The sequence below is a fragment of the Streptomyces sp. NPDC015532 genome (genome assembly GCF_043078065.1).
Taxonomy (GTDB): domain Bacteria; phylum Actinomycetota; class Actinomycetes; order Streptomycetales; family Streptomycetaceae; genus Streptomyces.
Window position 1 is genome coordinate 22001 of the sequence record NZ_JBIBSY010000001.1, and the last position, 19657, is coordinate 41657.

Below are 19657 nucleotides of genomic sequence, written 5' to 3' on the forward strand. Positions count from 1 at the left end.
CCGAGTTCGCGGGGGTGCGTACGAGGGCCGGGGCGGGGCCGTCGGCGGCCCCGCCCCGGTCACCGCTGACGCGGCACACGCGTACGCACCCCTGTGCCGGTGCCTACTTGCCGGTGAACTTCTCGTACTCCTTGAGGACGTCCGCGGTCGGGCCGTCCATGCGCAGCTCGCCGCGCTCCAGCCACAGCACGCGGTCGCAGGTGTCACGGATCGACTTGTTGTTGTGGCTGACCAGGAACACCGTGCCCGCGCTCTTGCGCAGCTCGCGGATGCGCGCCTCGGACCGCTTCTGGAAGGAGCGGTCACCGGTCGCGAGGGCCTCGTCGATCATCAGCACGTCGTGGTCCTTGGCCGCCGCGATCGAGAAGCGCAGCCGGGCCGCCATGCCGGAGGAGTACGTCCGCATCGGCAGGGTGATGAAGTCGCCCTTCTCGTTGATGCCCGAGAAGTCGACGATCTCCTGGTAGCGCTCCCTGACCTGATCACGGGACATGCCCATGGCGAGGCCGCCGAGGTAGACGTTCCGCTCGCCGGTCAGGTCGTTCATCAGGGCCGCGTTCACGCCGAGCAGCGAGGGCTGGCCGTCGGTGTAGATCTTGCCGTTCTCCACCGGGAGGAGGCCCGCGACCGCCTTGAGCAGCGTGGACTTGCCGGAGCCGTTGGTGCCGATCAGGCCGATGGCCTCGCCGCGGTAGGCGGTGAAGGAGACGCGCTTGACCGCGTGGACCTTGCGGACGCCCGACGCCTTCTCGGACTTCTCGCGGCGCAGGATGCGGTTGAGGGCGGCGGTGGCGCTGCCCCGTCCGGCGCCGGTGCCGTTGACCCGGTACACGATGTCGACGTGGTCCGCGATGACGGTCGGGATGCGCCCGGCGTCGTCCGCGGGGGCGGCTTGGGCAGCGCTCGCGGCGTTCCGCGGCCGGGTGTCCTGCGTGATGATGTCAGCCACGGCCGTACGTCTCCTCAGCCTTCCAGAAGTAGATGAAGCCGCCGACGCCGGCGACCAGCGCCCAGCCGACCGCGAGCGCCCAGACATGGTGCGGGAGCTGGTGCGCGTGGAAGCTGTCGATCAGCGAGAAGCGCATCAGGTCGATGTAGACGGCCGCCGGGTTGCTCTCCAGCAGGACCATCGCCCAGTGCGGCAGCTTGTCGCTGCTGAGCACCTTGTCGATGCTCCACATGACACCGGAGACGTACATCCAGGTGCGCAGCAGGAAGGGCATGAGCTGCGCGATGTCCGGCGTCTTGGCGCCCATCCGGGCCACGATCATCGCGACACCCGCGTTGAACGTGAACTGGAGCACCAGCACGGGCACCGCGAGCAGCCACGAGACGCTGACCGGGACTCCGAAGCACAGCAGGATGACGACCAGCGCGGCCATGGAGAACAGCAGCTGCTGAAGCTGCTGGAGGGCGAACGACACCGGCAGCGCGGCGCGCGGGAAGTGCAGGGCGCGGACCAGGCCGAGGTTGCCGGAGATCGCCCGGGTGCCCGCCATGATCGAGCTCTGGGTGAAGGTCCAGACGAAGACGCCGGTGACCAGGAACGGGACGTAGTCCGGCACGCCGTGCTTGGTGCCGAGCAGGATGCCGAAGATGAAGTAGTAGACCGCCGCGTTCAGCAGCGGGGTCATCACCTGCCACACCTGGCCCAGCTTGGCCTGGCTGTACTGCGAGGTGAGCTTGGCGGTGGCGAAGGCGGTGATGAAGTGGCGCCGTGCCCACAACTGGCGGACGTACGCGGGCAGGCTCGGGCGCGCGCCGCTGACGGTGAGACCGTACCGGGCGGCGAGGGCCGCGGCGTCCTCGGCGGGGGCGACCGGTGACGCTGTCGTGGGCGGTGTGTTGAGGACCTGGCTCACATCCGTTGCTTTCGCTCGGGGGGTGGGGGTGCGGTCGGCCCCGAAACGTTTCCGACGGGTTTTCCTGCCGTTTTCTTACGTCGGAACGGGACCGTATCGTCGTAACGCGAGAGTAGGCCCACTCGACGTCGGAACGCAACCGTTTCGTCGTAACGCCCTATGCTGGTCCGTATGACGACGAACGCCGACCCAGCCGCGAGTGCCGCCACGCCCGCGCCTGCCGACGGAAAGCCCCGGCGGCGCCGGGCTCCCGCCGGTGCGGCCGTCCTGCGCGAGGACGTCACCGAGGCGATCCGTGCCGCCGTCTTCGAGGAACTCGCGTCCGTCGGCTACGCCAGGATGTCCATCGAGGGCATCGCCCGCCGTGCGGGCGTCGGCAAGACCGCGGTGTACCGGCGCTGGCGCTCCAAGCTCCATCTCGTGCTCGACCTGGTCTCGGCGATCGCGGTCCAGGGGCTTCCCGCGCCGGACACCGGTTCCCTGGAGGGCGACCTGCGGCTGCTGTACGAGGTCACCTCGCGCGCGCTGCGGCATCCGGTGGCCGGCCAGATCATCCCCGACCTCCAGGCCGAGGCGGCCCGCAACCCCGAGATCGCGGACGCCATGCAGGCGGCGCTGCGGGAGGGCCAGCAGTCCGTGGCGAGCGGGATCGTCGCGTCGGCCGTCGCGCGGGGCGAGATCCGGGAGGGCGTCGACGTCGAACTCGCGCTGGACCTGATGTCGGGGCCGCTGTACTGGCGCGCGGTGGTCGTCCGCGGCCCCAAGGTTCCCAAGGGCTACCTGGCCAGCCTGGCCCGCGCGACGGCGGCGGCGCTCAAGGCGCTCTGAGCCGACGGCGCCCGGTCGGGTCCGGCGCGCGGCGCTCTCTCCGGGAAGCGGAGTTCCGAGGGGGCCGTCGGGGCAGAGCCGGTGGGGCCGGTGAGGCCGAGTCGGTGGGGCCGGTGGGGGAGTTCCGGGCAGGGGGCGGAGCTAGATCCGGCTTGCGCCCGGGTGGCGGCGGAGCCAGCCGGACCAGGCGGAGGTGATCATGTCCTCGACGTCGTAGCGGGCCTTCCAGCCCAGTTCGTCGGCGATGCGGTCGGCGGAGGCGACGACGCGGGCGGGGTCGCCGGGGCGGCGCGGGGTGGTGACAGGGGGCCGGTCGTGGCCGGTGAGCGCGTTGATGCGGTCGATCATCTCGCGCACCGAGACGCCCTCGCCGCGGCCGATGTTGAGGGTCAGAGCGGCACCGGGGGAGGCCTTGAGGGCGCGGGCCGCCGCCACATGCGCCTCGGCCAGGTCGACCACGTGGATGTAGTCGCGCACGCAGGTGCCGTCCGGCGTCGGGTAGTCGTCGCCGAAGACGCGCGGCGGGGCGTTGTCCGTCAGCCTCTCGAAGACCATGGGGACGAGGTTGAAGACCCCCACGTCGGCCAGCTCGGGGGTCGCCGCGCCGGCCACGTTGAAGTAGCGCAGACAGGCCGTGGACAGCCCCGTCGCGCCGCCGGTCGCCCGCACCAGCCACTCGCCCGCCAGCTTCGTCTCGCCGTACGGGCTCAGCGGCGCGCACGGTGTCTCCTCCGTCACCAGGTCCACGTCCGGCATCCCGTACACCGCGGCCGAGGACGAGAAGACGAACGCGGTCACCGAGGCCGCCGTCGCCGCCTCCAGCAGGACGCGCAGGCCCTCGACGTTCTCCCGGTAGTAGTGCAGGGGCAGCTCCACGGACTCGCCGACCTGCTTCTTCGCCGCCAGGTGGACGACACCGGTGACGGAGTGCTCCGTGAGCGTGCGGGCCAGCAGGTCGCCGTCCAGGGTCGAGCCGACCACCAGCGGAACGTCCGACGGCACCCGCTCGGCGATCCCCGTGGACAGGTCGTCGTAGACCACGGCCTGTTCGCCCGCCTCGCGCAGCGCGCGGACGACGTGCGCCCCGATGTAGCCGGCTCCGCCGGTGATCAGCCAGGTCATGTGCGGCCGTTCCCCTCATGAGTGCGTCCGTGGTGCCGGACCGTGTGCCTGCGGCCGGGGAGGGGCGGTCCCGCGTGACGGTGTCCGCCTCCGCGCCTCGCGTCTCCGCGTCCGCGTATCAGTCAAGCAGGCGACGGAGCCTCCGGGACACCACTCCGGTCATTCCTCGCCAACCGGACGCCGTCCGCAGGCCCAGCGCTCCCGCGTGCGTCCGGTACGGCTGGACGAGGAGAACGCCGTGGTGAGCGTCCGCGACCGCGCGGCGGCGCAGCAGACCGGGTCCGCCGCGGGCGTGCGCCGACACCTCCCGGCTCGTACCGTCGTGAAAGCGCACGGCCAGGCGCAGATCCCAGGTGCCCGCGCCCAGTGCCGACAGCTCCACGGGCGTCTCCGCGCACCAGGAGTCGCCGTGCCGGTCGGCCACCAGGGCCGCCGTGCCCCTCAGGCCCACCCGCCCCTCCTCCCGGTGGACGAACTCCAGGTCCACCGAGGCGGGACCGGCCGCGGCCATCCGCCCGTACAGCTCGTGCAGGCGCAGCCGCAGCCGGGTGCCCCGCGCGCCGGGGCGCAGTTCCGCGTCGACGGCGGCGGGCAGCAGATGGGCGGGTCTGCCCAGGAAGTGCTCCAGGGTCACCTCGGGCAGGTCGGCGGACCACACGGGGGTGCCGTCGCCGTCGCGGGTGTAGGGCGGGAGCAGCCGGGCCGGGCGGGCCGCGAGTTCCCTCAGGCGGGGCAGGTCGCGCGGCGCGGGGCAGGCGAGGATCACGCGGGCGACGAGGCGGCCGGGGGCGGCCGGATTGACGCTGAAGTCGGCCGCGTCGAACGTCGACAGGTACGCCCGCGTGAGGTCCCACCAGGCGCTGCGGTAGCCGGGAGCGCGCAGTTCCAGTTCGCGCGTGTACATCCGCAGTTCGTGGTCGAGGAACTTGGCGCGCACGGCCCGCGCGAGCTGCTTCTCCCCGGCGCGCAGCAGGATCTCGTGCGCCGCCCGGTTCGCCTCGGTCCGTGCCCGCCAGTTGCCGATGCCGGCGCGGTCCAGCGAGATGGACAGGTGCTCCGCGGTGCGCCGCACGTGCCAGATGTACACCGTGTCGGGGATCAGCGCGACGCGCGGAGCGGCGGCCAGCACCCGTGCGGTGAACACGAAGTCCTCGTAGGGGTAGTGGCCTTCGGGGAAGCGGATGCCGTGTTCGCGCAGGAAGCCGGTGCGGTACAGCTTGTTGACGCAGAGGGTGTCGTGGGCGAGACGGAGGCGGCGCGAGGGGCGGGATATCAGGGCGGGGCGCGCGTAGAGCGCGCGTTCCCAGGGGACCTCGCGGCCCGAGGGCAGTTCGCGGCGTACGCACAGCCCGGCCGCGACCTGGACGTGGTGTTCCTCGGCGGCGGCGAGCAGCGCGTCCACCGCGCCGGGAGGCAGGACGTCGTCGCTGTCCAGGAACATCAGGTAGGGGGCCGCGGCCGCGTCGATGCCGTCGTTGCGGGGGCTGCCGCAGCCGCCGCTGTTGGCCGCCCGGTGGATCACCCGAAGGCGTGGCTCCCGTTCGGCGAGCGCGTCGAGGAGGGCGGGGCTGCCGTCCGTCGAGCGGTCGTCGACGGCGATCACCTCGCGCACGGCCGGACCCTGCGCGAGCGCGGAGCGCACGGCGTCCGCCACATGGGCGGCGTCGTCGTACCCGATGACGACGACGCTGACCTTCGCCTCGTGAGGGTTCATGTGATCCATGGGCCGGAATCGTAGGGATTGCGGGTAATTCTCCGTCAAGCGGCGCTCACTGTCGCGTTCGGAGCCCGGCGGGAATCCGGTGTGCGCTCCGCTCCCGCCCGGCCGGCGCGGCCCGGTGCGGGGCGGCCGCGGGCAGACCCGACCGCCACAGTCGTACGAACGACACTCCCGCCGCCGTCGCCAGCAGGCCGTTGCGCAGGAGCATCAGCAGGCAGCCGGTCCAGGTGCTGCGCACCACGTCGCCGTACAGCATCGGGTAGACGACCGAACTGACCGCCGTCGCCGCCACGATCAGCGCGGCGACCGGGCGCTGTGTGGTGTGCCGAGAGGTCAGGCAGACGGCGGCGAGGCCCAGCAGCCACACCATGTACTGGGGGCTGATCACCCGGCTCGTCACGGTGAACAGCAGGACGGCCGTGAGCGCGGCGTCGTACGGGGTGGCCGTCGTCCAGCACCGCGCGCGGACCCGCCACAGCAGCACGAGCGCGAACGCGCCGACCGTCAGGGCGAGCGAGCAGGCCGCGACCGCGCCGGTGTACGGGCCGACGAACTCCATCGCGCCGTACTGGTAGCGGGCCGCCCCCGGCCAGCCGGCGTGGCGCGCGAAGCCCAGGACCGTGCCGCCGAGGGACTCGATCTGGACACCCCGGCCGCTCTGCTGGCGCAGGAAGTCGAAGGAGCCGCTGAAGGCGGCCGCGAGGACGGCGAGCAGCGCGGCCGCGGTGACCGCCGCCGACGTCCACACCTCCCGGGTGGTGCGGCCCCGGGGTGTTCCGATCAGCGCCAGCGCGGGCCAGACCTTGACCAGCGCCCCCATCGCGGCGAACGCGCCGGACACGCGCGGGCGGCGCGCGAGCGCCAGCAGGGAGACGACGGCGAAGGCGGTGACCTGTACGTCGTACCGGGCGAGCGGGATGTGCAGCAGGAGCGGCAGGCCCAGCACCCACAGCCAGGCGCCGCGCGCGCTGCGGCCGGACCGCATCCCCGCGCGGGTGAGGGCGACGGCGATCACCGCGTCGGCGGCGAGCGTGCAGGCCACGAACGCGGTGAAGTACGTCAGCCACGGCAGCAGTCCGGGCGCCAGCAGCACCGGGCCGGCGCCCGGCGGGTACTGCCACAGCCGGTCGCCCGCCGGGAACGCGCCCCGGGACAGCACGCCGTACCAGTGGAAGTACAGATGACCCACCTCGCGGGACACCCCGCCCCTGCCGAGCGGGGCGAGCCGGTCGTGGGCGAGGAGCCACAGCATCAGGACGCGGGTGGCGAGCCAGGCGGCGGCGACGGCAAGCGGGCGGTGGTTCCGGATGGCGCTCATCAAGCCCGGATCGTAAGCCGCATGGATGGGTCATACCGTCTGATACGCCGTCAATACGAGACAAAGGTTGTTTAATAGCAAAAAATCGCCCCCATGGTGTATGCGTGGATGAGGCCCTCGACGGCTCCGCGCCCGGTGGCCCGGCATCCGGTGGCCGGGCATCCGCCCGCCCGGCGCCGGGCCTCCCGGCGCCGGGAGGCGGCGGCCGCGGCCCTGGCCGTCCTCGTGCCCGCCCTGGTCATGTTCGTGATCGGCCTGTGGGGGCTCGACCGCGGCGGCATGTGGCGCGACGAGGCCGTGACGTTCCAGGTCGCGCAGCGCTCGGTGCCCCAGATCCGGCACCTGCTGCACACCGTGGACGCCGTGCACGGCCTGTACTACCTCCTCATGCACCCCGTCCTCGCCGCGCACCCGAGCGAGATCGCCCTGCGGCTGCCCTCCGTCTGCGGCGCCGCCGCGACCGCCGGGCTCGTGGCCGCACTCGGTGTCCGTCTGAGCCGTCCGCGCGTCGGCCTGTGGGCGGGCCTGCTGTACGCCGTCACCCCTATGACCGGCCACTTCGCCCAGGAGGGCCGCTCCTACGCGCTCGTCGCGGCCGGGGCGACCGGAGCGACCCTGCTGCTGGTCCGGGCCGCCCGGTCCACCCGGCCCGGCCCCTGGCTCGCCTACGCGGCGACGGCCGCCGCGACCTGCCTGCTGCACGAGATGGCCCTGCTCCTGCTCCTCGCCCACGCCACGACACTGGCGCTCGCCCGTGTGCCGGCGCCGGTGTGGCGGGCCTGGGCCCTCGCCGCCGGGGGCGTGGCGCTGGCGCTGGCGCCCCTCGTCCTGGTCTCCCACGGCCAGTCCGCGCAGGTCGCCTGGCTGCCGCGCACCGGCCTCGCGAGCGTGGAGCGGCTGCTCGGGCTGTTCACCGGACCGGCCCGGCTCGTGATCGTGCCCTACCTGGTCCTCGTCGCCCTCGCCTTCCGGCCGGAGCGGACACCGCGCGGCACCTTCTCCCTCCCGGCCGTCGCCCTGCCCCTGGTGGCCGTGCCCCCGGGCGTGCTGCTGACGGTGTCCCACTGGCGGCCGCTCTACGACGAGCGTTACGTCCTGTACGCCCTCGCCGGGGCCCCGCTGCTCGCGGCCGCCGGAGCCGACCACCTCGCGACGAGGCTGCCGCGGCTGCTGCCCCACGCGGCCCTCACCGGCGTCCTCGCCGTGTCCCTCGTCCTCGCCGTCCAGCTCCCGCTGCTGCGCGCGGACCGCGGTGCCGACCGCCGCCCCGACAACCTGGCCGCCGTCTCCGCCGTCGCCCACCGCGAACTGCGTCCCGGCGACCCGGTGCTGTTCCTGCCGTCCCTCGCGCGGCGCGCGGCACTGGCGTACCCGAAGGGCTTCCGCGGGATCCGCGACATCGCGCTGAGCGTCCCCGCGCCCGCCTCGGGAACCCTGTACGGGCGCGAGGCCGACCCCGGTGAACTGCGCCGGAGGCTCGACCGGCTCGACCGGGTGTGGCTGGTGGTCGCGCCGTTCGCGACGCGCCGGGCCTGGTACCCGGCCGAGGCGACCGAGCGCCTCAAGCTCGCCGTGATCGGCGAGCAGTTCGTGCCGGTGGAGCGGGTCGTCCGCAAAGGTGTGACGCTGCGCCTCTACGTGCGCCGGCCTACATACATCCCGGCGCCTCGGACAGGGCCGCCTCGTCCAGTGCCGCCGTCAGTCGGTCGAGCCGGGCCCGGAGCTCTCGGATCTCCTCCAGGTCCGCCCCGGTAGCGGCCGCGATCCGGCGCGGCACGTCCAGCGCGCGCTCGCGCAGCGCGGACCCCTCCTCGGTGAGCCGCACCCGAACGGACCGCTCGTCCCGCGCGCTGCGTTCCCGCCGTACAAGCCCGGCCGCCTCCAGCCGCTTCAGCAGCGGCGACAGGGTGCCCGAGTCGAGCCGCAGATGCTCGCCGACCTTCTTCACGGGCAGCTCGCCGTGCTCCCACAGCACGAGCATCACCAGGTACTGCGGGTAGGTGAGTCCGAGGTCCCTCAGCAGGACGCGGTAGACGCCGCCGAAGGCGCGCGAGGCGGCGTTCAGCGAGAAGCAGATCTGCTCGTCGAGGCGGAGGAAGTCCGTCGTGGCGGGGGCCTCGGGGCTCGGTGCGGGTGTTGCGGTCATGCTCTCAGGATAGCTCTAGCGAGCAATTTAGTTGTGCACAACTGAATTGTGTGCTCTAATTCTGTCGTGAGGCCGCCGGACCGGCGGCCCCGCCAGGATTCCGACTTGAGAGGGATGGTCCCCATGGACGCGCTCTACACCGCTGTCGCCACCGCCACCCACGGCCGCGAGGGCCGTGCCGTCAGCTCCGACGGCACGCTCGACCTCCAGCTGGGCATTCCGGTGGAGATGGGCGGCAGCGGCCAGGGGACCAACCCCGAGCAGCTGTTCGCCGCCGGGTACGCGGCCTGTTTCGCGAGCGCCCTCGGCCTGGTCGGCCGCGCCGCGAAGGTCGACGTCACCCAGGCCGCGGTGACCGGCGAGGTGGGCATCGGCAAGCAGGGCGAGGGCTTCGGCCTGGCCGTCACCCTGCGCGTCGAGCTGCCCGACACCGTGGACGAGGCGACCGGCCGCAAGCTGGTCGAGCAGGCCCACCAGGTCTGCCCCTACTCCAACGCCACCCGCGGCAACATCCCCGTCGAGCTCGTCATCGAGTAACCGGCATCGAGCGGGCCGGTGCCGGGCGGTTCGTCATCGAGCGGCGCGGACCACCGCACCGGCCTTCACCCCGGTACCCGCACCGCCCTTCGCGCCGGCTCCTGCACCGGCCGCCGCACCGGTGCGGGTGCCGGGCCCCCGGCCGATCCGGGCCAGCACCTCCCCGGTCTCCGCGCTCCACGCCACCACCGTCGCCTCCTCGGGCACCTGCCGCCAGCGCGTCAGCAGCAGCCAGCGGGCGTGGTACCGGCGGGCGACGACGGCGCGTTCGGCCCGGGTCGAGGACGGGTCCAGAAAGGCGCGGACCGCCGCGAGCCTGCGCAGCCGCTCGCTCTCGGCGAGAGCGGGGTCGGGCCAGGCGGGGGCCACGAGATCCGGGCCGTAGCCCGCGAGCAGATGGACCGAGTAGTACCCGTCCGCGATGACCGCCTCGCCGGGCCGGATGTGCCGCGCCGCCCAGTCGTACGTCGGCCAGCGCGGCGGCTGGTCGAAGCCGACCGGGTCGAGCGAGCGCGGCACCACCGCCCCCGCGTGCACGGTCAGGAACCCGGTCAGGGCGGCCGCGGCCGCGGCCCCGCCCAGCAGCCGCCGCCACGGCCCCCACGGCCGCGGCTCCGCCAGCTCCACGCCGAGCGCGAACTGCGGCGGCACCAGCGTGAGCCCGAGGATCCTGCCGTACGTGTAGTGCCCGCTCACCCAGCCGTACGCCACCACCGCGCACTCCAGCGCGAACATCAGCACCAGCGGATCGCGCCACCCGTGCCCCCCGCCCCGCCGGACACGCCGGGCCCGCAGCCACAGCGCGGGCGCCCCGGTCAGGGCCAGCCAGAAGTGTCCGGGCATCCCCTCGTACAGCCGCTCGTGCATGGCGTCCACACTGCGGTCCCCGGTCAGCGCGAAGACGTCGAAGTACGGCCAGTAGTAGGCGACGAGAAGCGCCACCGCGCCCGCGAGCAGCCACCGGCCCGCCACCGCCGGACGCCATCCGCGCTGCCCGCCCGCCACGAACGCCACCCCGCCGAGCACCGCCGCGATGGACGTGATCGGATGCACGAGCAGGATCAGTCCGTACAGGGCGCCGAGGGCCGCGTACCCCCACCGGCTCCCGAGACCGCCCGGGCCCACGAACCGGACGAGGCCGCCGGTGCCCGCCGCGCGCCGGCCCGTGAACGCCCAGGCCCAGAAGGCCAGCCCGATGGCGAACGTCGAGGGATAGCCCAGGCTGCCGGTCATCGACATCAGCCCGAGGTAGCCGCTCCACCAGGCCCGCTCCGTGCCCCACAGCAGCACCATCGCGAACAGGCAGAGGACCGGCGCCGAACGACGGGGTGTCAGCACACGGGTGAAGCGGCCGATGCCGGTCAGCAGCACCAGCAGGTTGACGGGCCCCGACAGCCGCACCAGCGCCCAGCCGCCGAGTCCGGTCAGCCGGGCCAAGGCGCCCTGGGCCACCGCGTACGGCGAGTAGTACGGGCTGCCCGCGCCCGGCAGGTCCGCCATGGGATGCCGCGGGTGCAGCAGGTCCGCCCGCAGGCGCTCGACGACCGCCGCGTGCTGGCCCGCGTCGCAGCACAACGGGATCCGCCAGTAGGCGAGCGTCATCACCAGCCAGAACAGGCCGCCCCACACCTGGTACGGCGTCGGACGCCAGGAGCCCCGGCCGCGCAGCGCGGTCGCGCCGCGGACGGCCTCCCGCCGCGTGACGACATCGGCGCTCATCGGGCGGTGGGGGAGCAGGGATCGGCGGTTTCCGGCATCTGCCCTATATGCCCGCCCCGAACGGCCGCCTAGCCAGGGATCACCTCATCGGGCGACCTCGGACTCCCTGCGCGACGGCCCCGGAACCAGGCTGCCCGGCGTCCGCGCGCCCCGCCGGACGACCGTGTCGACGAGCAGCGGAAGACCCACCGCGGGCAGCAGCCACAGCAGCACGATCAGCCGGTCGCCCCAGACGTTGATGTCGGGGTGCGCGGCCTGGTTGAGCACTCCGGTGCCCGCCGCCGCCACGAGGAAGACGCCGAAGGCCCGATGTCCGCGCAGCGCTCCCCACCCGGCCGCCACCACGGCCGCGAGGAACAAGGGCTCCCACAACTGGCGGCGCGTCCACTCGATCCAGAAGGCGGCCTCCAGATGGAGGAACTCCGGCCACGGATGGACGCGGTCCGGACGTGCGTAATGCCCGGTGAGCAGATCCTGCACGCTCTCCGACTGGGACGGGTAGTGCAGTGCCTTCGCGAGCAGCACGGTGGCCAGCACGCCGCAGCCCGCCACCACGCCCAGGGTCCGCAGCGGCCCGTCCCACCGGCGCCTGCGTGCGAGCAGCACCACGCACGAAGCGCCCAGGCACAGCCCGAGGAACAGCGCCTGCGAGTGCTTCACCGTGAAGAGGACCGCCAGACAGCCGCCGACCAGCCAGGTACCGGCCCGCGCGCGGCCCTCCAGGACCAGCGCGCAGCCCCACAGGGCCGCGAGGGTCACGGCCATCATCAGGCCCTCGGTCATCGGGCGCATCGCCGTCGTACCGCACGGCAGGACGTAGTAGAGGGCCTGCCCGGTCAGGGCCGCGCCGGTGGAGGCGCGCAGGGTGCGCAGGAGGAGGAACACGAGGACGCCCCCGGCCACCGTGACGGTGACGGCCGAGGCCCACAGGCCCCAGGTCACCCCCAGCAGCGTGACGAAAGGCACCAGCAGCACCGGATACCCCGGCCGCGCCTCGAAGATCCGCATGAAGCGGGGCGGCATGAACGGCACGGTGTGTCCCGTCGTCCGTTCCGCCGCCAGCCGCGCGGACACGCCCCGCCACTGCTCGCGCCGGCACTCGGCGAGGACCCGGCGGGTCGGACTCGGGCGGTGGAAGCGCACCACGTCGACGGCCTGGTTGCGCCGGGCGACGGACGCCTTGCCCGCACAGACGTAGTCGATCGTCAGCGCGGCGGCCTGCTCCTTGCTGTGGCCGCTCAGGTCCAGCGCGTACGTGAGGTAGTTCTTGGTGTCGGGGGTGTCCCGGTTGGTGACGTTGGCGAGCTGGAGGACGGCGAAGACGACGGCGATCAGGATCACCCGGGCACGGGCCGAACGCGGCGCGCGCACCCGGAACCGGCGGGAGCGCGCGGCCCCGGGCGCACCACCGGAGCCGCCCGGGGCGCCGACCGCCGTGCTGCCGTTCGCGGAGCCTCGCGCGGGGCGGTCCGCGGATCCGTTCACGGGTCCCCGGGCCGGGCTGTCCGCCGGTGCCGGCGCCGGGCCCTTCGCGGGTGCGTTCGCGGATCCCGGCGCGGGGCCGTCCGAAGGGCCGGTCGTGGGGCCGGTCATGAGGTCGCGAGGACGTCGTGGCCCGCCTGGGCGGGCAGGGGGGCGATCGTCGACGGCGGCACGAGCGGCTCGCCGAGCATCAGCGTCCGCACCACCCGCTCGGCTGCCCGGCCGTCGTCGAACTCGCAGAACCGCTCACGGAATCCGGCCCGCAGCCGCTCCGACTCCCCGTCCCGCCAGGCCCCCGACGCGAACAGCCACGCCAACTCCCGCTGAGAGCCCGCCACATGACCCGGAGCGTCGGCCGTGATGTCGAAGTAGGCGCCCCGGCTCGCCGCGTACGCGCCCCAGTCGTCGGCGAACAGCACGATCGGCCGGTCGAGGTTGGCGTAGTCGAACATGAGGGCCGAGTAGTCGGTCACCAGGGCGTCGGCGGCGAGCATCACGTCCTCGACGCAGGGCACGTCCGTCGCGTCGAGAACGACACCGCGCCGGTGCAGTTCGGCCAGCCCCATCCCACGCGCCGGACCCTCCGCGAGCGAGGGATGCAGCCGTACGACCAGGGTGTGGTCCGCGCCGAGGTCCTCCGCGAACGCGGCCAGGTCCAGACGCTCGGCATGCCCGCCGCGGACGTACTCGCGGCGCGTCGGCGCGTACAGCACCACGCGGTTCCCGGCCGGGATCCCGAGGCGCGCGCGGGCCGCCGCCCCGTCCTCGGGCCGGGCCCGCACCAGGACGTCGTTGCGGGGGCTGCCGCTGCGCAGCGAGGTGAAGTGGCAGGGATAGGCGCGGTCCCAGACCAGCTCCGAGTGCCGGTTGGCGACCAGGCTGTAGTCCCAGCGGTCGGCGCGCCGCAGCATCTGCGGCACGTCGAGGCCGTGCCGCGCGCCCGGCTTGTGCAGCAGGTCCGCGGCCATGTACTTCAGCGGGGTGCCCTGATGGGTGTGGATGTGGACGCTGCCGGGGCGCTTGACCAGCGAACCGGGCCAGTTGACGTTGTTCACGAAGTACGTGGCCCGCGCGGTGACATGGCGGTAGCGCGTGGAGTCGAGCAGGACGTGCTCGGTGTCCGGCGGGAGCAGCGCCGCCTGCTCCTCGTCGCGCACCACCCACACCCCGCGCAGATGCGGGGCGAGTTCGCGGGCCGCGGTGTAGACCGCCGCGGGATCGCCGAGGACCCCCCGGTGCGAGAACGCCGAGTACACCGCCAGGTGCGGGTCCAGCGGCCGGTGTCCGTGCACCGCGGACCAGCCGCGCTTGACCCGCGCGGCGACGATCCGGCGGGCCTGCTGTCCGCGCCGGCCCAGTTCCCGGCCCGCGCGGTCCGCCTGGCGCCGTACCCGGTAGCGGGTGAAACCGCCCTCCAGGACACGCAGTTCGGGCGGTACGGGACCCGCCTTGTGCTTGCGGAAGAGCGCGGCCGTCAGCCGGAAGAACTCGGCCTTGTCCTCCTGCGGCAGCCGGTCCTCCTTGGAGAGGATGTCGAGGCAGTGCTCGCCCATCTTGCCGTGCAGGAAAGGCCGCCAGCTCGACAGCTCCGGGCGGGAGTCGACGAACGCGAAGACCCGCTCGTACTGGTCGTGGATGTCGAAGTGCTTGCGGCTGGTGGTGGACAGGATGTTGCCCTGCCGCCGCTGGCGGTAGGCCAGGCAGATCCGGTCCAGCGCCGCGATCCGCTCCGCGCTGAGCATCACCGGGAACGTCCAGGGCGTGTCCTCGTAGTACCCGGGCGGGAAGGCGAAACCCTCCCGCTCGACGAACGTACGGCGGTAGACCTTGTTCCACACCACCATCAGCAGATCGAGGATCTCCGGGTGTTCGGCCGCCGTGAAGGTGCCGGGTCCGGCCTCCGCGAGGACCCGCGCGAGCACGTTCCTGCGGGTGCCGCCCCACCAGTAGGTGCGCGCGTAGTCGAAGACCAGCACATCCGGGTCGGCGGTCTCGTCCAGACGGTCGGCGACGGCGCGCAGCGCGCCCGGCGTGAGGGTGTCGTCGCTGTCGAGGAAGAAGAGGTAGTCCCCGCCGGCGAGCGGCATCCCGGCGTTGCGGGCCCGGCCGAGTCCCACGTTCTCCGGCAGATGCAGCACCCGCACCCGGGGATCGCGCTCCGCGTACTCGTCGAGGATCGCGCCGCAGCCGTCCGGGGAACAGTCGTCGACGGCGATGACCTCCAGGTCCGTGTACGACTGCTCCAGGACCGAGTCGAGACACTCGCGCAGAAAGCCCTGCACCTTGAAGACGGGGACGATGATGCTGAAGCGGGGCACGTCAGCTCCTTACGAGGGTGGACGCGGCGGGAGCCGGGACGCGTTCGGCGAGCGGCAGGACGGGCGGGATCGTCTCGGCGGACTCGCCCAGCAGCACCCGGCGCACGACCCGCTCGGCCGCCCGGCCGTCGTCGAACTGGCAGAAGCGCTCACGGAAGCGGGCCCGCAGCGCGGCGGCGTCCGCATCCGCGTATGAGCCGTCGGCGAACAGCGCGGCCAGTTCGTCCGGGGTGCGTGCCACCCGGCCCGGCGGCTCCTCCAGCACGTCGAAATAGACGCCCCGGGTCTCCCGGTAGACCTCCCAGTCGTCCGCGTACACGACGACCGGGCGGTCGAGGTTGGCGTAGTCGAACATGATCGACGAGTAGTCCGTGATCAGCGCGTCGGCGGCCAGACAGACGTCCTCGGAGGACCGGTGCCCGGTCACGTCGATGATCCGCCCGCTGCCGCGCCCGCGGCCCTCGTCGTAGAAGTAGTGGGCGCGCAGCAGGACGACGAACTGCTCGCCGATCGCCTCGCAGAAGGCCTCCAGGTCGAGCCGGGACTCGAAACCGGTGCTGTGGTCGCGGTGCGTGGGCGCGTACAGCAGCGCCGTCCTGCCTTCGGGCACCCCGAGCCGTTCGCGGACCCGGGCCACGTCCTGGGCAGTCGCCGTGCAGTAGACGTCGTTGCGCGGATAGCCGTACTCCAGGGCCTCGTAGCCGCCCGGGAAGGCCCGTTCCCACATCTGGGTGGAGTGCCGGTTGGAGGACAGGTTGTAGTCCCAGCGGTCCACCCGGGCCAGCAGCTTGGTGAAGCTGCCGGTCGCCGCGGCCACCACCGGGAACGTCGACTGGTCCACGCCCATCTTCTTCAGCGGGGTGCCGTGCTGGGTCTGGAGGTGCACGCTGCCGGGCCGTTTGACCACACCGTCCGCGAAGTTGGCGTTGTTGACGAGGTACTTGGCGCGGGCCAGCACCTCCCAGCCGCGCCGGCTGCCGATCACCGCGTGCTCGACGTCCTTCGGCAGCGCGTCCACCGCCTCCGGCTCGACCAGGAACACCGAGCGGATGTGCGGGGCGAGTTCACGGGCCTTGGCGTGGATCGCCGCCGGATTGCAGGCGTACCCCCGGCCCCAGTAGGCGCAGTACACCGCGAGGTTCTCGTCGAGGGGACGACGGAGCTGGAGGGCGTAGCGCACGCGGGTGCGCAGGGTCCGCCCGCGCGGCATCCGCCGGAGCACACCGGAGACGGCCCGGTTCGTGCCGCGCAGCGCGCGGAACGCGCTGTACGCGCCCGTCGCGAGCAGCCGGTGCTGCACACCGAGACTGCCCGCCGGAGCCCGGAAGCCGGCCGGACGGTGCCGCCGGTAGAGCTTGCCCGCCCGGCGGAAGAAGGCCCGGCGGCGCCCCGCGGGCACCCGGGCCGGGTGCGAGGCCGTCTTCAGGACCAGCGAGAAGAGCTGGCCGAACAGCGCCTTCGACCGGGCCGCGGGCAGGGTCCGCCCCGAGGCCAGGACGAGGACCCGCTCGACCTGGTCGAGGAGTTCGAAGTGGTGCTCGCCCGGCGCGTTGAGCCGGCTGCCCTGGCGCCGCAGACGATGCCGTACGCAGACCGTACGCAGCACCGCCGCCCGTTCGGCCGAAACCGTCACCAGCCCGCCCCAGCCCGCGTCCGTGAAATGCCCCTCCGGAAACGTCAGTTCGTGCTCGGCGACGAAGTCGCGGCGGTACGCGGCGCTCCACGCCGGAACGTGTACGCCCAGTACCTCCGGGGCCTTGTCGAGCGGGGGCGTGCTCGGCTCGCCCTCCCACCAGTGCACCCGCTGATGCCCGAAGTACAGGACGTCCACGTCGGCCGAGAGCTTCGCGTCCAGGGCGTCCAGCGCGCCCGGCGCCAGATCGTCGTCGCCGTCGAGGAAGAGCAGGTACGCGCCCCTCGCCGCCGCGATCCCGGCGTTGCGCGCCGCGCTCAGTCCGCCCGACGGCGGCGAATGGACCGGGACCACCCGGGAGTCCCGGGCCGCGTACGCGGCGGCGACCGCCGCGGCCGGGGAGTCCGGCTCGTCGCAGACCGGGATCAGCTCGACGTCACCGAAGGACTGGGCCAGGACCGAGTCCAGCGCGCGGGCCAGGTGCCCGGCGACGTCGAAGGTGGGCACGATGACACTGAAGCGGGGCATTCTGCTCTTTCTCTCAAGGGGCGCCGAACGGGGGATTCATCGTCCGGGGCGCCCGGCCGGCCGCCAGGTGGAGGGCCGGGTGGGCGTGGGCCGCGAAGGACTGGAGGGCACGCGGACTCCGGTTCAGAGGGTCTCGGTGAGCGGTACGGCGGCACCCGGCGCCGGCACGCTCCCGAGCGGCCGGCCGGAGCCCGGGACGAGCACGAGGGCCGCCTCGGCCGAGGGGACCGGCCGGCGCTCGGCGAACGGGACGAACGGCGGCAGGCCGGCGCCCTCGCCGAGCACCACATGCCGGACGACCCGTTCGGCGGCCCGGCCGTCGTCGTACGGGCAGAACCGCTCGCGGAACGCGGCCCGCAGCCCCGCCGAGCGCGCGCCGCGCCACTGTCCGGTCGCGAACACGTCGATCAGCTCGTCCTCGCCGCGCGCGAGGGCGCCCGGCGGGAAGGCCCGCAGGTCGAAATAGGTGCCGCGGGCCGCCTCGTAGGCCTCCCAGTCGTCCGCGAGGACGACGATCGGCCGGTCGAGCACCGCGTAGTCGAACATCAGGGACGAGTAGTCGGTGACCAGCGCGTCCGAGGCGAGGCACAGCGACTCGACGCTCGGATGGCCGGACACGTCGATGACCCGGCCGCCCGCCGCCTCGGCGAGCGGTGCTCCGTGGAGGTGATGGGCACGGGCCAGCACGACGAAGCGCGGGCCCAGCCGGCGTACCACCCGCTCCAGGTCCAGGCTGCGCGGCTGGGTGCGCCGGTAGTCCCGGAACGTCGGCGCGTACAGCACGGCGACCGTGTCCGCGGGGATGCCGAGCGACGCGCGCAGCCGGTCCACGTCCGCCGGCGTCGCGTGATGGAAGACGTCGTTGCGGGGCAGCCCGTACTCCAGCGTCGTGTACGAGGAGGGGAAGACGCGCTCCCAGACCAGGGTGGAGTGGCGGTTGGCGGACAGGCAGTAGTCCCACGTGTCGGCACCGCGCAGCAGCTCGGCGAAGTCGGTGTCCCGCGCGGCGGCCGGGCGGTCCTGGAGGTCGAGCCCCATCCGCTTGAGCGGTGTCCCGCGCTGCGTCTGGATCATGATCTGGCCGCGCCGCTTGACCATGCGCCGGTCGAAGTCGACGTTGTTCACCAGGTACTTGGAGCGGGCGAGCGCCGTCCAGTACCCCGCCGTGCCGGGACGCAGCCGCACTGTCCGCTCCGGGATCGAGTGGTGGTGTTCTGCGTGCGCGATCCACGCGGTGCGGATGTGCGGGGCGAAGCTGCGGAACGCGGACTCCAGGGCCCCCGGGTTGCAGCCGTGGCCGCGGCCCCCGTAGCTGGAGAAGACGGCACGGTCGGCGCGCAGCGGGAGACGCAGCTGCACGCGGTAGTGGAACCGGAGCGCGGCCCCGCGCACCGCGCGCCGCAGCCCGGCGGCCCGCCGTACGGCTCTCCTGCGGATCCGCGACAGGAAGGAGAGCAGACGGTACGTGCGATGCGTGCCGAGGCCGACCAGCGCGTGGCGCAGCCGGGTGCGCGGGTCGGCCGGCGCGCCCGGGACGCGGTAACGGCGGTAGTACGCGCGGGCCTTGCGCAGGAACTCGGCCCGCGCGGCGCGCGGCAGCCGGCCCCGCTTCACGAACACCGTGGCGAGATGGTCGATCATGCGCCGGAACAGCACCGGGCGCCACCGGTCGAGCTCCGGGTGCGCGGCGACATGCGCGAAGACACGGTCGTACTGCTCGAAGACGTCGAAGTGCTTGCGGCTGCTGGTGCCGAGGATGCTGCCGTGGCGCCGCTGGCGGTAGTGCACGCAGACCCGGTCGAGGGTCGCGATCGTCTCGGCGGACATCAGCGCCGGATACGTCCAGGGCGTGTCCTCGTAGTAGCCGGGCGGGAAGCGGAAGCCCGCCCGCTCGACGAACTCCCGGCGGTACGCCTTGTTCCACACCACCATCAGCAGCCGCAGCAGTCCGGGCCGCTCGTCCAGCCGGAAGGGCGCCGGGCCCTCCTCGGCGAGCTGCGCCGAGACCTGGTTGCGTACCACCTCGCCCGACCAGAACGTACGGGCGTAGTCGTAGACCAGGACGTCCGGGTCGCCGGTCTCCTTGAGCCGGTCGGCGACCGCCCGCAGCGCGTCCGGGGTGAGCGTGTCGTCGCTGTCCAGGAAGATCAGGTAGTCGCCGGTGGCGCGTTCGAGACCGGCGTTGCGGGCGGGCCCGAGTCCCACGTTCTCGGGGAGGTGCACGGCGAGCACCCGGGCGTCGCGGGCCGCGAACTCGTCGATGATCGCCCCGCAGCCGTCGGGTGAACAGTCGTCGACCGCGATGAGTTCGAGGTCCGGGCAGGACTGTCCGAGCACGGAATCGAGGCACTCGTGCAGGTACGCCTGAACCTTGTACACGGGGACGATGACACTGAACCTGGGCACGGGACATCCATGGGTCGGCGCGGGCATACCTGCCCGGG

Annotated in this window: 14 protein-coding genes; 3 read left to right on the forward strand and 11 right to left on the reverse strand. The window is 73.3% G+C overall.

The genetic code is table 11. The features are described from left to right. Positions 1 to 103 precede the first annotated feature (103 nt). Both ACF07B_RS00075 and ACF07B_RS00080 read right to left on the reverse strand, forming a co-directional pair. A complete protein-coding gene (locus ACF07B_RS00075) occupies positions 104 to 865 on the reverse strand; it encodes an ABC transporter ATP-binding protein (protein ID WP_392177926.1) in 762 nt (253 codons plus the stop codon). Positions 866 to 941: 76 nt separating this feature from the next. Further along, positions 942 to 1862, reverse strand: coding sequence for an ABC transporter permease (locus tag ACF07B_RS00080; protein WP_392177198.1), 921 nt, complete (start codon positions 1860 to 1862; stop codon positions 942 to 944). A gap of 159 nt (positions 1863 to 2021) precedes the next feature. Between ACF07B_RS00080 and ACF07B_RS00085 the strand changes: the two genes are divergently transcribed. Continuing rightward, positions 2022 to 2690, forward strand: a complete 669-nt coding sequence (locus tag ACF07B_RS00085; protein WP_384237055.1) for a TetR/AcrR family transcriptional regulator — start codon at positions 2022 to 2024, stop codon at positions 2688 to 2690. A 141-nt stretch (positions 2691 to 2831) separates the two neighbouring features. On the opposite strand, the gene galE is transcribed toward ACF07B_RS00085, so the two are convergent. The 3 genes from galE to ACF07B_RS00100 all read right to left on the reverse strand — a co-directional run bounded on the left by galE (position 2832) and on the right by ACF07B_RS00100 (position 6850). Next, on the reverse strand, positions 2832 to 3812 hold the full coding sequence (gene galE / locus ACF07B_RS00090; RefSeq protein ID WP_392177199.1) for a UDP-glucose 4-epimerase GalE: 981 nt from the start codon (positions 3810 to 3812) through the stop codon (positions 2832 to 2834). Positions 3813 to 3930: 118 nt separating this feature from the next. After that, positions 3931 to 5526 carry a glycosyltransferase family 2 protein gene (locus ACF07B_RS00095; protein ID WP_392177927.1) on the reverse strand — a complete coding sequence of 532 codons (1596 nt, stop codon included), beginning with the start codon at positions 5524 to 5526 and terminating at the stop codon, positions 3931 to 3933. Positions 5527 to 5581: 55 nt separating this feature from the next. Continuing rightward, positions 5582 to 6850 carry a glycosyltransferase 87 family protein gene (locus ACF07B_RS00100; protein WP_392177200.1) on the reverse strand — a complete coding sequence of 423 codons (1269 nt, stop codon included), beginning with the start codon at positions 6848 to 6850 and terminating at the stop codon, positions 5582 to 5584. A 93-nt stretch (positions 6851 to 6943) separates the two neighbouring features. Between ACF07B_RS00100 and ACF07B_RS00105 the strand changes: the two genes are divergently transcribed. Next, positions 6944 to 8605: a hypothetical protein gene (locus ACF07B_RS00105; protein WP_392177201.1), complete on the forward strand. Its 1662-nt coding sequence runs from the start codon at positions 6944 to 6946 to the stop codon at positions 8603 to 8605. On the opposite strand, the gene ACF07B_RS00110 is transcribed toward ACF07B_RS00105, so the two are convergent. Next, a complete protein-coding gene (locus ACF07B_RS00110) occupies positions 8499 to 8996 on the reverse strand; it encodes a MarR family winged helix-turn-helix transcriptional regulator (protein ID WP_384237065.1) in 498 nt (165 codons plus the stop codon). The genes ACF07B_RS00105 and ACF07B_RS00110 overlap by 107 nt on opposite strands. A gap of 123 nt (positions 8997 to 9119) precedes the next feature. Here ACF07B_RS00110 and ACF07B_RS00115 point away from each other — a divergent pair, with 123 nt between their 5' ends. After that, a complete protein-coding gene (locus tag ACF07B_RS00115; protein ID WP_261709466.1) occupies positions 9120 to 9533 on the forward strand; it encodes an organic hydroperoxide resistance protein in 414 nt (137 codons plus the stop codon). A 33-nt stretch (positions 9534 to 9566) separates the two neighbouring features. On the opposite strand, the gene ACF07B_RS00120 is transcribed toward ACF07B_RS00115, so the two are convergent. The 5 genes from ACF07B_RS00120 to ACF07B_RS00140 all read right to left on the reverse strand — a co-directional run bounded on the left by ACF07B_RS00120 (position 9567) and on the right by ACF07B_RS00140 (position 19619). Next, a complete protein-coding gene (locus tag ACF07B_RS00120) occupies positions 9567 to 11252 on the reverse strand; it encodes a hypothetical protein (protein WP_392177202.1) in 1686 nt (561 codons plus the stop codon). Between the two features lie 84 nt (positions 11253 to 11336). After that, complete coding sequence (locus ACF07B_RS00125; RefSeq protein ID WP_369486651.1) at positions 11337 to 12593, reverse strand: hypothetical protein; 1257 nt, start codon at positions 12591 to 12593, stop codon at positions 11337 to 11339. Between the two features lie 248 nt (positions 12594 to 12841). Beyond that, positions 12842 to 15052, reverse strand: a complete 2211-nt coding sequence (locus tag ACF07B_RS00130; protein WP_392177203.1) for a CDP-glycerol glycerophosphotransferase family protein — start codon at positions 15050 to 15052, stop codon at positions 12842 to 12844. Between the two features lies 1 nt (position 15053). Beyond that, complete coding sequence (locus ACF07B_RS00135) at positions 15054 to 17213, reverse strand: CDP-glycerol glycerophosphotransferase family protein (protein WP_392177204.1); 2160 nt, start codon at positions 17211 to 17213, stop codon at positions 15054 to 15056. A gap of 123 nt (positions 17214 to 17336) precedes the next feature. Beyond that, complete coding sequence (locus ACF07B_RS00140; protein ID WP_392177205.1) at positions 17337 to 19619, reverse strand: CDP-glycerol glycerophosphotransferase family protein; 2283 nt, start codon at positions 19617 to 19619, stop codon at positions 17337 to 17339. Between the last annotated feature and the right edge of the window lie 38 nt (positions 19620 to 19657).

Excerpts from the sequence above, each read along its gene's own strand:
- ACF07B_RS00120 (WP_392177202.1), bottom strand. The coding sequence starts at position 11,252 with ATGAGCGCCGATGTCGTCACGCGGCGGGAGGCCGTCCGCGGCGCGACC.
- ACF07B_RS00100 (WP_392177200.1), bottom strand. The coding sequence starts at position 6,850 with ATGAGCGCCATCCGGAACCACCGCCCGCTTGCCGTCGCCGCCGCCTGG.
- ACF07B_RS00095 (WP_392177927.1), bottom strand. The coding sequence starts at position 5,526 with ATGAACCCTCACGAGGCGAAGGTCAGCGTCGTCGTCATCGGGTACGAC.
- ACF07B_RS00110 (WP_384237065.1), bottom strand. The coding sequence starts at position 8,996 with ATGACCGCAACACCCGCACCGAGCCCCGAGGCCCCCGCCACGACGGAC.
- ACF07B_RS00115 (WP_261709466.1), top strand. The coding sequence starts at position 9,120 with ATGGACGCGCTCTACACCGCTGTCGCCACCGCCACCCACGGCCGCGAG.
- galE (WP_392177199.1), bottom strand. The coding sequence starts at position 3,812 with ATGACCTGGCTGATCACCGGCGGAGCCGGCTACATCGGGGCGCACGTC.
- ACF07B_RS00085 (WP_384237055.1), top strand. The coding sequence starts at position 2,022 with ATGCTGGTCCGTATGACGACGAACGCCGACCCAGCCGCGAGTGCCGCC.
- ACF07B_RS00105 (WP_392177201.1), top strand. The coding sequence starts at position 6,944 with ATGGTGTATGCGTGGATGAGGCCCTCGACGGCTCCGCGCCCGGTGGCC.
- ACF07B_RS00135 (WP_392177204.1), bottom strand. The coding sequence starts at position 17,213 with ATGCCCCGCTTCAGTGTCATCGTGCCCACCTTCGACGTCGCCGGGCAC.